The organism is Streptomyces sp. NBC_00385 (assembly GCF_035917155.1).
Lineage (GTDB): Bacteria > Actinomycetota > Actinomycetes > Streptomycetales > Streptomycetaceae > Streptomyces > Streptomyces poriferorum.
On the sequence record NZ_CP107951.1, the window covers coordinates 6,814,293 to 6,827,461 of the forward strand.

A 13,169-nucleotide genomic window follows, 5' to 3' on the forward strand; every position below is an offset into this window, starting at 1 on the left:
ACGGCCCAGCAGAATTCGGGCGCCCCGCCCCGTTCGGCATATCGAACATCATGCGGCAAGCGCTTGCGCACTACACGCATCACCGCACCGTCCAGCACCCCCACGCACCCTCAGCTCCACCGTGCACCCCGTACCTGAGAGAGAACGGAGACGTGTCATGGCCCAAGCCGCCGCTGTGGCCACACCGCCCAAGGTGCCCAGGCGCCGCTCCGCGAGCCCCCGCCGACTGCCGTATCTGCTGATCGCCCCCGCGGGGCTGCTGATGCTGGGCTTCATCGCCTACCCGGTGATCAGCGTCTTCTACTACAGCCTGCAGAACTACAACGTCACCAAGCCGTGGCGGAACGGCTTCGCGGGCTTCGACAACTTCACCCGGATCTTCACCGACGACGACCAGTTCTGGACCACGCTGGGCTTCAGCGCCCAGTGGGTGGTCGTCCAGGTCGCGCTCCAGCTCACCCTCGGGCTCGCGCTCGCGCTGATCGTCAACCAGAGCTTCATCGGCCGCGGCATCTCCCGCGCCATGGTCTTCTCGCCGTGGGCCGTCTCCGGCGTGTTGACCAGCACCATCTGGATCCTGCTCTACAACTCCTCGACCGGGTTCAGCCGCTACCTGGCGGACGCCGGCATCGGCGACTACGGCACCTCGGTGCTCTCCGACACCGGAACCGTCTTCTGGGCCGCGACCGTCGCCGAACTCTGGCGCGGGGTCCCCTTCTTCGCCATCCTCATCCTCGCCGACCTGCAGTCCGTCTCCAAGGAGCTGTACGAGGCGGCGTCCGTCGACGGCGCCGGGCGGCTGCGCCAGTTCTTCCACATCACCCTGCCCCACCTGCGGGACGCGATCATCCTGTCCACGCTGCTGCGCGGTGTCTGGGAGTTCAACAACGTCGACCTGCTCTACACCCTCACCGGCGGCGGACCGGCCGGCGAGACCACCACCCTGCCGCTCTACGTCGCCAACACCGGCATCGAGGGCCACGACTTCGGGTACGCCTCCGCGCTCACCACCGTCGCCTTCGTGATCCTCCTCTTCTGCTCGATCGTCTATCTGCGCCTGAGCAAGTTCGGAGGCGAACACAAGTGACTGCCGCACTGGCCGAGAAGAACGGCACCGACTCCGCGCGACTGCCCGACCGGAGCACCCGCCCGCCCGCCGCGCACCGACGCGGCAAGCCCGGCCGCGAACGCGCCTTCGACGACGTACCGCGCTGGCAGATCTACGTACCGCTGGGCATCTACCTCGTCTTCACCCTCATCCCGTTCTACTGGATGTTCCTGTTCGCCGTGCGCCCCGCGGGCTCCACCTCGCTGGTGCCCTGGCCGATGACCGGGGAGCACTTCTCCAAGGTCTGGAACGAGCGCAGCTTCGCCGTCTTCTTCCAGAACAGCATGATCGTCGGGGTCTGCACCCTGGTCTGCACGACGCTCGTCGCGCTGGCCGGCGGCTACGCGCTCGCCCGGTTCGACTTCAGGATCAAGAACGGCTTCATGCTGGCGCTGCTCTGCTCGCAGTTCATCCCGGGCGCGCTGATGCTCGTACCGCTCTTCGAGATCTTCAAGAACCTCCAGATGATCAACTCGCTGGGGAGCGTGGTCATCGCCGAGACGGTGTTCCAGCTGCCGCTATCCATCATCCTGATCAGCGGATTCATCAAGAACGTGCCGGTCACCCTGGAGGAGGCCGCCTGGGTGGACGGCTGCTCGCGCTTCCGGGCCTTCTGCGCGGTCGTGCTGCCGCTGCTGCGGCCCGGCCTCATCGCGGTCGGTTCCTTCGCCTTCGTGCACAGCTGGAACCACTTCCTGTTCGCCCTGATGTTCCTCAGCGAGCAGGACAAGCAGACGATCCCGGTCGGCCTGAACACCCTCATCGGCGCGGACAGCGTCGACCTGGGCGCGCTCGCAGCCGGCGGAGTGATCGCCGCGGTACCCGTGGTGATCGTCTTCGCCTTCATCCAGAAGTGGCTCATCACCGGCTTCAGCGCCGGCGCAGTGAAGGGGTGACGGACATGCCGTCCCTGCCCACCACCACACCCGTCCCGATCGTCCTCGCGGGCGCCCGAGGCCACGGACGCTGGCACCTCGCCAACATCCGCCGCCTCCAGCACCAGGGTCTCGTCCGGCTCGCCGGAGTCTGCGAGCTGAAGCCGCTCGACGACGGCGAACTCGACGCGTTCGCCGGTGAACTCCCCGAGCAGTCGGCCGACTTCGGCGCGCTCCTGGACTCCACCGGGGCCCGCGCCGCCGTTATCTGCACCCCGATCCAGACCCACGCCGAACTCGCGCTCACCGCCGCCGGCCGGGGCGTCCACCTCCTGCTGGAGAAGCCGCCCGCCGCGACGCGGGCCGACTTCGAACGGATCCTGGCCGGGGTGCGGGACGCCGGCATCGCCTGCCAGGTCGGTTTCCAGTCCTTCGGCTCGCACGCGGTGCCCGCCATCCGCGAGCTCGTGCGCACCGGCGCCATCGGCACCGTCCGGGGCTACGGGGCCGCGGGCGCCTGGGTCCGGGACGAGGCCTACTACCGGCGGGCGCCCTGGGCCGGGCGGCGCCGGATCGGGGACACCGACGTCGTCGACGGGGTCCTGACCAACCCGCTCGCCCACGCCGTCGCCACCGCCCTCGAACTGGCCGGCAGCGGCACGGCCCAGGACGTCGTCGCCGTCGAGACCGAGCTCTTCCGCGCCCACGGCATCGAGGCCGACGACACCTCCTGCGTACGCATCACCACCACCTCGGGCGTCCCGGTCACCGCCGCCGTCACCCTCTGCGCGGAACAGGCCGGGGAGCCCTATGTGATCGTCCACGGCGACCGCGGCCGGATCACCTTCTGGTACAAGCAGGACCGCGTCCTCGTCCAGCGCGCAGGGCACGGTCCCGAGGAGGCGGTGCACCGGCGGACCGACCTCCTGGAGAACCTCGCCGAGCACCTGGTGCGGGATGCCCCCCTGCTCGTACCGCCGCACCGCACCGGGGCGTTCATGGAGGTCGTCGAGGCCGTACGGACCGCCGACGAGCCGCGCGCCCTGCCGGCCGACGCCTGGTACACCGTGCCCGCGACCGCCTCCGCCGCCCCCCGCCGGGTGGTGCGCGGGATCGACGGACTGGTCGCGGCGGGCGCCGACACCCTCACCCTCTTCTCCGAACTGGGGGCCCCCTGGGCGCTCAGGTCCGGTCTGGGGACAGGTCCTACCACCGAGGTGAGTTCATCGTGACGACCACCGCACTGCTGAGCTGCGCCGGCCGCCCGGTCGGCCGTTACACCTACCTCCCCGCCACCGACGGCCGCCCCTACCTGCACCCGGTCACCACCCTCGCCGGCACCCCCGTCACCGAGGAGCGCCCGGCCGACCACGTGCACCACCTGGGCACCTCCGTCGCCGTCCCGGACGTCGCCGGGCACAACTTCTGGGGCGGCCGCACCTTCGTCCGGGACCAGGGCCCCACCGTGCTCGACAACCACGGCGTCCAGCGCCACCTCGGCTGGAAGCTCCGCGACCCGGACGGGTTCGTCGAGGAGCTCAGCTGGGAGGCCGGCGACACCGAACTGCTGCGGGAGCACCGCACGGTCGCCGCCGCGGAACTGTCCCCGGCCGCCTGGGCGCTGGACTTCTCCTTCTCGCTCACCAACCGGGGCACCTCGGACCTGTCGATCGGCAGCCCCGCGACCAACGGGCGGCCGGGCGCCGGATACGGCGGCTTCTTCTGGCGGGCGCCCAAGGAGGCCTCGGCGCCCGCCGTGTTCAGCGGGTCCGCGGACGGCGAGGAGGCGGTGCACGGGAAGGCCGCCGACTGGGTGGCGATGAGCGGCGACGGCTGGACCCTGGTGTTCGCCGGGGCGACCGAGGAGACCCGCCGGGACCCGTGGTTCGTGCGGACCGCCGAGTACCCGGGCGTCGGCTCCTCCCTCGCCGCCGACCGCCGGCTCCCCGTCCCCGCGGGCGCCACGATCGTGCGCCGGGTCGTCACCGTCATCGCGGACGGCCGGCTCGGCCGGGACGAGGCCGCCGCCTACGTGCGCCGGGCGGTGACCGCGTGAGCGCCCCGGCCGAGCGGCCCTGGACCGCCGACCTCGGCGACGGAACCTACCGCAACCCGGTGCTCAACGCCGACTGGTCCGACCCCGACGTGGTGCGGGTCGGCGAGGACTTCTACCTCACCGCGTCCAGCTTCGGCCGGGTCCCCGGACTGCCGCTGCTGCACTCGCGCGACCTCGTCAACTGGACCCTGATCGGCCACGCCCTGGACCGCCTCGAACCCGCTGCGGACTTCGCCGTGCCCCGGCACGACTGCGGGGTGTGGGCGCCGTCGCTGCGGCACCACGCCGGACGGTTCTGGATCTTCTGGGGCGACCCCGACCACGGCATCCAGCAGATCAACGCCGAGGACGTCCGCGGTCCGTGGAGCGCGCCGCATCTGGTCAAGGCCGGCAAGGGGCTGATCGACGCCTGCCCGCTGTGGGACGAGGAGACCGGCGAGGCCTATCTCGTGCACGCCTGGGCCAAATCGCGCTCCGGGATCAAGAACCGTCTCACCGGCCACCGGATGAGCCCCGACGGACGGGAGCTCCTCGACGAGGGCAAGACCCTGATCGACGCCGACACGATCCCCGGCTGGTTCACCCTGGAGGGGCCCAAGCTCTACCGCCGGGACGGTGAGTTCTGGATCCTCGCCCCGGCCGGCGGGGTCACGACCGGCTGGCAGGGTGCCTTCCGCTCCCGGGAGTTCTTCGGGCCGTACGAGGAGCGTGTCGTCCTCTCCCAGGGCCGTACCGAGGTCAACGGACCGCACCAGGGCGGCTGGGTCACGACACCGGCCGGTGAGGACTGGTTCCTGCACTTCCAGGAGCGCGGGGCGTACGGGCGGGTGGTGCACCTCCAGCCGATGCGCTGGGACGCGGCGGACGGCGGCTGGCCGGTCATCGGTGACGGGGGAGAGCCCGTCACCGTACACACCAAACCGGCCGTGCCCGAGCAGTCCGCGGCGGCCCCGGCCAGCGGCGACAGCTTCCCGGGCGGCCGGTACGGCAGGCAGTGGCAGTGGACGGCCAATCCCCGCCCCGGCTGGACCGTCGAGCACGGCGGGGACGGGCTGCGGCTCAGCTGCGTACGGACCGCGTACGCACACGATCTGCGGGCCCTGCCCAACGTGCTGGTCCAGCGGCTGCCCGCCGAGACGTTCACCGTCGAGGCCGGCATCGCGCTCGGCAGCGAGGTGCCGGGGGCCAAGGCCGGTCTCGCGGTGCTCGGGGACGCGTTCAGCTGGATCGGCCTGGAGCGGCCGGCGGACGGTGCGGACGGGATACGGCTCGTGCACCGGTACGCCGAGACGGTCGCCGAGCACGAACGCGACGCCGCGCACGGCAGGGCGGCCCCCCACGGCACGGCCCGGCTCCGGATCGAGGTCGCCGCCGGCGCCCGCTGCCGCTTCTTCGCCGACACCGGGGACGGGGCCGGATTCAGGGCATCCGGCCAGGTCTTCGCCGCCACACCGTGGCGCTGGGTCGGCGCCCTGCTCGGCCTGTTCGCCACCGCACCGCCGGGAACGGGGCCGGCCGGGACGGCCTGCTTCACCGGATTCCGCACCACCCCCTGAAACGCGTACCGGCCGGGCCGTCGAAGGGCGACGGCCGGCCGGCACCGGACCACCGAACCCCCCACTCATGCGCACGAACCGAGAGAACCGAGAGAGAAGAGCCGATCATGAACATCTCGAAGACGCAGCGGGGGCGTGCCGCGGCGGCTGTCTCCCTTGCCGCGGTGCTCGCACTGACCGCGACCGCCTGTGGTGACGACGGCAGCGACACCGGCACCGAGGGCAGCGGCAAGGGCGAGATCACCTTCTGGGACAACAACGGTGGTCCGCGTACCGCCATCTGGACCGAGATCATCAAGGACTTCGAGAAGAAGTACCCGGACATCAAGGTCAAGTACGTGCCGATCCCGATCGCCGACGTGCAGTCCAAGTACGACACGGCCATCGCGGGCGGCGGACTCCCGGACGTCGGTGGCGTCGGCACCGCCTACCTCGCCAACATGGTCTCGCAGGAGGCCCTCGACCCGCTCAACGACCGGATCAAGGGCTCCACCCTCAACGGCAAGCTCGTCGAGAGCATGGTCGACGGCGTCAAGGTCGCGGGCGGCCGGGGCGACGACATGTACTCCGTGCCGACCTCCGCCAACAACGGCGCACTCTGGTACCGCACCGACCTGTTCAAGACCGCCGGCCTCGAAGCGCCCACCACCTGGGCCAACTTCTACAAGGCGGCCGAGAAGCTCACCGACTCCAAGGACAACAAGTTCGGCTACACGATCCGCGGCGGCGCCGGCTCCATCGCCCAGGCGATCGACGCCGCGTACGGCCAGTCCGGCATCACGGAGTTCTGGAACGGCGACAAGACGACGCTCAACGACCCGAAGAACGTCGCCGCGGTCGAGAAGTACGTGGCGCTGTACAAGAAGGCGACGCCCGCCGCCGACGTCAACAACGACTTCACCAAGATGGTCGCGCAGTTCGACACCGGCACCATCGGCATGCTGAGCCACAACCTCGGCTCCTACCAGGACCACCTGAAGGCGCTGGGCAAGGAGAAGTTCGCCGGCATACCGAACCCGGTCGGCGACGGCGGCACCCGGGTGCAGGTCTCCAACCCGGTCGACGGGCTCGGCCTGTTCCGGTCGAGCAAGAACAAGACGGCCGCCTGGAAGTTCATCGAGTTCGCCGCCTCGCACGAGTCGAACAGCAAGTGGAACGAGTCCGCGGGCGCCATCCCGGCCAACACCGAGGCGGCCAAGGACCCGTGGATCAGCGCCACCGAGTCGACCGAGCTCGCCGCGAAGGCCCTCACCGACGGTTCCACGAAGATCGTGCAGCTGCCGTACTACCTGCCGGACTGGAACAACATCAGCAAGGCGGACAACGAGCCCGAGTTCCAGAAGCTGCTGCTCGGCAAGGTCACGGCGAAGGACTTCCTGGACAAGATCGCGGACGAGCTGAACAAGGCCCAGAAGGAGTGGAAGGAGATCGGCAACGGCTGATCCGGCCTCCCCGGTGACCGGGGACCGGCGGCGGTCCGGGTCGCGTCCCGCCGCCGGTCCCCTCTCCTCCTGCACTTCTCCTCCTGCACCCCGTACCGCCGTACGCCCCGCGCGTACGCACCGCTACGCATCCATGAGAGAGGCAGCTTCACCGTGTCACTCACCCGCAGGCAGACCGCGGCCGCCATCGCCGCGCTGCCCCTGGCGCTCGCCACCGGTACCACCGCGGCTGCGCACGGCCCGGGCGGCCGTCCCCGCCCCCGCCCCCGCACCCTGCACATCGCCGGCGATTCGACCGCCGCGCAGAAGTACGCCGACGCGGCGCCCGAGACCGGCTGGGGCATGGCCCTGCCGTTCTTCCTCGGCCGCACCCTGAACGTCGCCAACTATGCGATGAACGGCCGCAGTTCGAAGAGCTTCATCGACGAGGGGCGGCTCGCCGCCCTGCTGGAGGAGGTGCGCGGGGGCGACCTCCTGCTGATCCAGTTCGGGCACAACGACGAGAAGACCGAGGACCCGGCCCGCGGCACCGACCCGTACACCACCTACCAGGACTGCCTGCGCCAGTACGTGCGCGGCGCTCGGTCGCGCGGGGCGCGGCCGGTCCTGCTCACCCCGGTGGAGCGCCGGCGCTTCGCCGACGACGGCACGGCGAAGCCCACCCACGGCGCGTACCCGGCCGCGATGCGCGCGCTGGCCGCCGAGGAGCGCGTACCCCTGCTCGACCTCCAGGCGCTCACGCTCGCGCGCTGGCAGGAGCTCGGCCCCGACGGCACGTTGGAGTACTTCAACTGGCTGGAGCCGGGACAGTCGCCCAACTACCCCGACGGGCGGCAGGACAACACGCACTTCCAGCCCCGCGGCGCCATCGAGGCCGCGCGGCTCGTCGCCCGGGCCCTCGTGGCCGGGAAGGTACTCGCCCCGCGCGACGTACGACGCACCGACTCCGCGATCCCGCTCGAATGGATCACCTGGCCGCAGGCCTGACCCCGGCCGCCACCCCCTTCCTCCACGGTTCACCTCACCTCACCTCACCACCGAAGGATCCGCCATGCCCGCACGCATCTGTCATGCCCGCGCCATTGCCTTGGTGATGGGCTGCGCCTCCCTGGCGCTCGCCGTGTCCGTCCCCGCCCAGGCCACCACGCACCCGGGCGGAGCCGGCCACCAGAAGGGCATCGACCGCGCCGTCCTCGCCCAGGGCGACGGCTGGGCCGCCGCCGACGGCTCCACCACCGGCGGCGCCGCCGCCACCCCCGACCACATCTACACCGTGAGCAACCGGGCAGAACTCATCGCCGCCTTCGAGGACGCGGGTGACGCCCCGAAGATCATCAGGATCGACGGCACCGTCCACGGGAACTCCGACGCCGCGGGCACCCCGATCGACTGCGACGCGTACCAGACCGACGGCTACACCCTGGACAAGTACCTCGCCGCCTACGACCCGGCCACCTGGGGCCGCGCCGAGGTTCCCTCGGGCCCCCTGGAGGACGCCCGGCTGGCCTCGGCCAAGCTGCAGAAGGCAGCCGTGAACGTCTACGTCCCGTCCAACACCACGCTCGTCGGCGTCGGCAAGGACGCGACGGTCATCGGTGCCAGCCTCCAGATCCAGGACGTCTCCAACGTCATCGTCCGGAACATCTCGTTCGAGGACACCTACGACTGCTTCCCCCAGTGGGACCCCACGGACGGCGAGACGGGCCACTGGAACTCCGAGTACGACAACCTCGTCGTCTACGGCTCCGACCACGTCTGGGTCGACCACAACACCTTCAGCGACGGGGACCGCCCCGACGCCGGCCAGCCGCGCTACTTCAACGAGCTGTACCAGCAGCACGACGGGCTCTTCGACATCGTCAAGGGCGCCGACCTCGTCACCGTCTCGTACAACGTCCTCAAGGACCACGACAAGACGATGCTCATCGGCAACAGCGACGGTGCCGGCGCGACCGACAGCGGCAAGCTCCGGGTCACCCTGCACCACAACCTCTTCAAGGACGTGAACGAGCGCGCTCCCCGCGTCCGCTTCGGACAGGTCGACTCGTACAACAACCACTTCGTCGCCTCAAAGGGCAGCGTCTACGGCTACACGTACGGCATCGGCTCGAAGTCCCAGCTCGTGGCCGAGCACAACGCGTTCAGCCTCAGCGGCGAGTTCGACAAGGCGACGATCCTGAAGAAGTGGTCCGAGTCCTCGGTCACCGCCGGGGACAACTACGTCAACGGCCGCCGGACGGACCTCATCGCCGTCCACAACGCGGGCGTTCCCGCGGAGCAGCTCACCGCGGGCGCCGGATGGACGCCGACCCTGCGCACCCGGGTCGACCACCCGCTGCTCGTGCCGCTGATCGTCGGCCTCACGGCGGGCGCCGGCCGGATCCCCGGCGCCTGACCACCGACAGTCCCGTACCGGACGGACCCCCGCAGGTGCCTGTCCCCGCACCGGCTGGGGCCCGTCCGGCCCGTCGCACATCCCGCGCAGGAAGTAAGGAAGTACCGCCATGCCCAGCAGACGCAGTGCCCTGGCCCTGCTCGCGGGCGGCAGCGCCGCCCTCGCCCTCGGCGCGGCCCCCACCGCGCACGCCCACGGCCGGCCCGGCGCCCGCCCCTTCGGACGCTACGGCTCACCGTCCCGCCGCCTCGACTCCGCGACCCTGTACGTCGACCCACGCGGCAGGGGCGACCACACCGCCGTCCAGGCCGCCGTGGACGCCGCGACCGGCCCCGGCCGCACCCTGGTGATCGCCCCGGGAACCTACCGCGAGACCGTCGACATCCCGGCCGACCGGACCGGCCTCACCCTCATCGGCGCGAGCGACGACCCGCACGACACCGTCATCGTGTACGCCAACGCCAACGGCACCCCCCGGCCCGACGGTTCGGGAACCTACGGCACCAGCGGCTCCGCCACCGTCACCGCCCGCCCCGCCGGACTCACCGCCCACGGCCTGACCTTCGCGAACGACTGGCTCCGCGCCGACCACCCCGAATACACGGGAACCCAGGCCGTCGCCATCAAGGTGCAGGGCGACCGCTCGGCGTTCTACGGCTGCCGCTTCCTCGGGCACCAGGACACCCTGTACGCCGACTCCCTCGCCCTCACCGACTTCGCCCGCCAGTACTACCGCGACTGCTACGTCGAAGGCGACGTCGACTTCGTCTTCGGCCGCGCCACCGCGGTCCTCGACGGCTGCCACTTCCGCACCCTGGCCCGCACCGACCTGGCGGCCGCACCGTACGGCTTCGTCTTCGCACCCAGCACCGCCGGCGCCAACCCGCACGGCTACCTGGTGCAGCGCTCCCGCGTCACCAGCACCGCGCCCGACGGCTACTTCAAACTGGCCCGCCCCTGGGTGCCCTCCTCCGACCTCACCGCACACCCGATGCTGACCGTGCGCGACAGCCACCTCGGCGCCGGGATCGACACGGACGAGCCGTACGGCACCATGTCCGCGGGCTTCCCCTGGCAGGAGCAGCGGTTCGCCGAGTACCGCAACACGGGCCCCGGCGCGCGCGTCACCGTGCCCGCCAACCGTCCCCGGATGACCGCGGCCGAGGCACGCCTGCACACGCCGGCCGCCTGGTTCGGCGACTGGCGTCCGTACCGGTAGAACGCGCCACGCATGACGGGAGCCCCGCCGGACCGGTCCGGCGGGGCTCCCGTCATGCGGTGGCTCAGTCGTAACTGATGTCGGAGCTGCTGTACTTGCAGTACGTGCCGTCCGGCCCGCTGCCGGTCTCGGTCGGCTCGTCACCGTCGTCGTTGCCCGTGTAGCGCACGCACGGCTTGATCTTCTTGCTGCTGTCGCCGTGGATCCGGACCGACTTCAGCGTCGCGGTGTCGCCGTAGTTGGTGTTGATCCCGACCAGGGCCTTGCCGGGCGCCGTCACATCGACGTCGCTGACCGCGATCGTCCGCTTGTACTGCGTGGAGCAGTTGCCGCAGGACCGCACGAGCTTGCCGAAGTCCGAGACCTGGAAGCCGCTGATGGACAGCGTGCCCGCGCCGTTGAACTGGAAGACCTTGTCGTCGGCCTTCCTGGCCCCGCCGCCGGTCACCTTGTACGTGGCGCCCGACGAGGTGCCCTTGAAGGACGCCGCGTCCTCGCCGACGTCCTCCCACCACACGTTCTGGATCGTGCAGCTGCCCTTGCAGTGGATGCCGTCGGCGGCCGGCGAACCGACGACCACGTTCTTCAGGACCGCCCCGTCGGCCAGTTCGAAGATCGGGTCCTGGCCCTCGTCCTGACCGCCGTCGCCCAGGTCCCCGCTTCCGTAGAAGCGCTTCAGCCCGCCGTCGTACGTCCCCGAGACCTTGATGGTCGCCGAGACGGCCTGCGAACCCGAGGGCGTCGGCCACGCGGCGGCCGCGGCGGCGGTGGGGGCCGCCCCGGCCGACTGGACCAGCAGACCGGTGGTGAGCGCGGCGCCGGTGAGCGCCAGCGCGGTGGTCGAAGCGGTGATCATGCGGCGGCGGCCGGTGCGCCGGGCGTGGCTGCCGTGCTGTGCGGCTCGTTCCTTCATGTCGGTGTCCCGTTCCTTGGTGGTGGGGGGAGCGTTGCGCTTCTTGGTCGCCACCGCGGGGGACAAGGGTTGCCGGGTTCCGCCGTCTTCTTTGCGTCCGGGCCGGCCGGTCAGTGGTCCGGGCCGAAGTAGTCGCCCACCGAAGCCCGTTCACCGTTGGCGCGGACCGCGCGCGCCGTCAGGTAGTCGCCCGTCGCGACGCGGTCGCCCTCCGCGTGGTTGTACTGCCCGGCGAACGTGTGGGTGCCGACGGGCACGGTCCGGCCCGCCCGCAGTGCCCACCGGTAGACGAGATGGCCGCTGTCCTCGGTCACCGACACGGTGAAGTCCTTCGCGGGCAGCGAGCGCCAGGAACCGGTGCTGTTCACCCCGCCGGTGAGGGCGATCCGCAGCTCCACGGTGAGCGCGGTGAGCGGCTCGGACGTCCGCAGCGTCACCTCGCTCTGGGCCCAGTACGCGTTGGAGTGCGGGTCCACGGCACCGTCCGTCCACAGCGGCCCGTCCTCGGTACGCAGCGAACCGAGGCCCGCGGGCGGGGTCACGGACGGCGCGGGGGAGGACGCCACGGGCGCAGCGACCTGCTCCCCGTGCGATCCGTCCTCACCGGCGGACGTGACGGCCACCGCGCCGAACGCCAGCACCCCGCAGACCGCGGCCGTCGCCCCCGCGACCCGCAGCCACGGAGCCGCCGCATGCCGCGGGCGCGCCACCCGGGCCGGCGGACGGCCCTCGGCCATGCCCCGCTCCACCCGGGCCAGCATCCGCTCCCGGTCGGGGCGGTGCGCCTCGGCGGCCTCCCGCAGCCGCACGGACAGCTCCTCGTCCTTCACCGGTCTCCTCCGCTGCGCTGCGCCGCCACGGCCGCCTGGACCCGCGAGGCGGCGGGCGTCTCCGGACCCAGCAGCCGCTGCAGTTCCGCGACGGCCCGCGAGGTCTGGCTCTTCACCGTACCCACCGAGATCCCGAGCACCAGCGAGGTGTCCCGCTCCGAGAGGTCGAAGGCATGCCGCAGCACCACGCAGGCGCGTTTGCGGAACGGCAGCCTGCGCAGGGCCCCCTGGACGTCGACGACCGCCGACACGTCCGGATCGTCGACCGTGTCCCCGCCGCCGCGCGGGGCCCAGAACAGCGCGATCCGCCGTCGCTCGCGCACCGCGCTGCGGATCCGGGTCCGCGCCATGTTGGCGACGACGCCACGCGCGTACGCCACCGGATGGTCGGCGTCCCTGACCCGGTCCCAGCGGTGCCAGAGCGCCAGCAGGGCGTCGGCCGCCAGATCGTCGGCGGCGTCGGCCTCGCCGGTCAGCAGATGGGCCAGCCGCGCGAGTTCGGCGTAATGGGCCTCGAAGAACTCATGGAACTCGGCGGCAGCGGCATCGGCGTGGTCGATGGATGTGCCCACGGCTACCTCATCTCAGCGCTCGTTCCCGGTGCCCGCACGGTCGGACTGTGTACGTTCCCACCCGCCGCCCACAGCGGGCGGGCGGGGCGAGAGCGTACCAGCGCGTCACGGAAGCGCTTCGACGTGGGTGCGTAACCCAGTAAGACGTAACCGGGCGAAAACCTGAAGGGTCCGGGACATGAGAGACGTCCCGGACCCGGAAT

12 protein-coding genes are annotated in these 13,169 nt (G+C 71.4%); 9 read left to right on the plus strand and 3 right to left on the minus strand.

Annotated features, from left to right (window positions below):
* Nucleotides 1-157: 157 nt before the first annotated feature.
* The 9 genes from OG959_RS30375 to OG959_RS30415 all read left to right on the plus strand — a co-directional run bounded on the left by OG959_RS30375 (nt 158) and on the right by OG959_RS30415 (nt 10,651).
* Nucleotides 158-1,087 carry a carbohydrate ABC transporter permease gene (locus OG959_RS30375; RefSeq protein ID WP_219569435.1) on the plus strand — a complete coding sequence of 310 codons (930 nt, stop codon included), beginning with the start codon at nt 158-160 and terminating at the stop codon, nt 1,085-1,087.
* Entirely contained in the window at nt 1,084-2,004 is a 921-nt protein-coding gene (locus OG959_RS30380; RefSeq protein ID WP_326663614.1) for a carbohydrate ABC transporter permease, read from the plus strand. The genes OG959_RS30375 and OG959_RS30380 overlap by 4 nt, the downstream gene beginning before the upstream one ends.
* A 5-nt stretch (nt 2,005-2,009) precedes the next feature.
* Nucleotides 2,010-3,215 carry a Gfo/Idh/MocA family protein gene (locus OG959_RS30385; RefSeq protein ID WP_326663615.1) on the plus strand — a complete coding sequence of 402 codons (1,206 nt, stop codon included), beginning with the start codon at nt 2,010-2,012 and terminating at the stop codon, nt 3,213-3,215.
* Nucleotides 3,212-4,039, plus strand: coding sequence for a PmoA family protein (locus OG959_RS30390; protein WP_326663617.1), 828 nt, complete (start codon nt 3,212-3,214; stop codon nt 4,037-4,039). The genes OG959_RS30385 and OG959_RS30390 overlap by 4 nt, the downstream gene beginning before the upstream one ends.
* Entirely contained in the window at nt 4,036-5,595 is a 1,560-nt protein-coding gene (locus tag OG959_RS30395; protein WP_326663619.1) for a glycoside hydrolase family 43 protein, read from the plus strand. Before OG959_RS30390 ends, OG959_RS30395 begins: the two co-directional genes overlap by 4 nt.
* A 107-nt stretch (nt 5,596-5,702) precedes the next feature.
* Complete coding sequence (locus OG959_RS30400; protein WP_326663621.1) at nt 5,703-7,037, plus strand: ABC transporter substrate-binding protein; 1,335 nt, start codon at nt 5,703-5,705, stop codon at nt 7,035-7,037.
* A 153-nt stretch (nt 7,038-7,190) separates the two neighbouring features.
* On the plus strand, nt 7,191-8,024 hold the full coding sequence (locus tag OG959_RS30405) for a rhamnogalacturonan acetylesterase (protein ID WP_326663623.1): 834 nt from the start codon (nt 7,191-7,193) through the stop codon (nt 8,022-8,024).
* A 64-nt stretch (nt 8,025-8,088) separates the two neighbouring features.
* Entirely contained in the window at nt 8,089-9,432 is a 1,344-nt protein-coding gene (locus tag OG959_RS30410) for a pectate lyase family protein (RefSeq protein WP_326663624.1), read from the plus strand.
* A 109-nt stretch (nt 9,433-9,541) separates the two neighbouring features.
* The gene (locus tag OG959_RS30415; protein ID WP_326663626.1) at nt 9,542-10,651 is read left to right on the plus strand and encodes a pectinesterase family protein; all 1,110 of its coding nucleotides are present in this window, start codon (nt 9,542-9,544) and stop codon (nt 10,649-10,651) included.
* Between the two features lie 64 nt (nt 10,652-10,715).
* Here OG959_RS30415 and OG959_RS30420 read toward each other — a convergent pair whose 3' ends face one another.
* The 3 genes from OG959_RS30420 to OG959_RS30430 all read right to left on the minus strand — a co-directional run bounded on the left by OG959_RS30420 (nt 10,716) and on the right by OG959_RS30430 (nt 12,966).
* Nucleotides 10,716-11,564 carry a pectate lyase gene (locus tag OG959_RS30420; RefSeq protein WP_326666703.1) on the minus strand — a complete coding sequence of 283 codons (849 nt, stop codon included), beginning with the start codon at nt 11,562-11,564 and terminating at the stop codon, nt 10,716-10,718.
* A gap of 110 nt (nt 11,565-11,674) precedes the next feature.
* On the minus strand, nt 11,675-12,394 hold the full coding sequence (locus OG959_RS30425; RefSeq protein ID WP_326663628.1) for a hypothetical protein: 720 nt from the start codon (nt 12,392-12,394) through the stop codon (nt 11,675-11,677).
* Nucleotides 12,391-12,966: a SigE family RNA polymerase sigma factor gene (locus OG959_RS30430; RefSeq protein ID WP_326663630.1), complete on the minus strand. Its 576-nt coding sequence runs from the start codon at nt 12,964-12,966 to the stop codon at nt 12,391-12,393. Before OG959_RS30430 ends, OG959_RS30425 begins: the two co-directional genes overlap by 4 nt.
* Between the last annotated feature and the right edge of the window lie 203 nt (nt 12,967-13,169).

What these genes read in the sequence shown, in the direction of transcription:
- OG959_RS30420 (WP_326666703.1), bottom strand. Translation starts at nt 11,564, where the DNA reads ATGAAGGAACGAGCCGCACAGCACGGCAGCCACGCCCGGCGCACCGGC.
- OG959_RS30410 (WP_326663624.1), top strand. Translation starts at nt 8,089, where the DNA reads ATGCCCGCACGCATCTGTCATGCCCGCGCCATTGCCTTGGTGATGGGC.
- OG959_RS30415 (WP_326663626.1), top strand. Translation starts at nt 9,542, where the DNA reads ATGCCCAGCAGACGCAGTGCCCTGGCCCTGCTCGCGGGCGGCAGCGCC.
- OG959_RS30385 (WP_326663615.1), top strand. Translation starts at nt 2,010, where the DNA reads ATGCCGTCCCTGCCCACCACCACACCCGTCCCGATCGTCCTCGCGGGC.
- OG959_RS30375 (WP_219569435.1), top strand. Translation starts at nt 158, where the DNA reads ATGGCCCAAGCCGCCGCTGTGGCCACACCGCCCAAGGTGCCCAGGCGC.
- OG959_RS30400 (WP_326663621.1), top strand. Translation starts at nt 5,703, where the DNA reads ATGAACATCTCGAAGACGCAGCGGGGGCGTGCCGCGGCGGCTGTCTCC.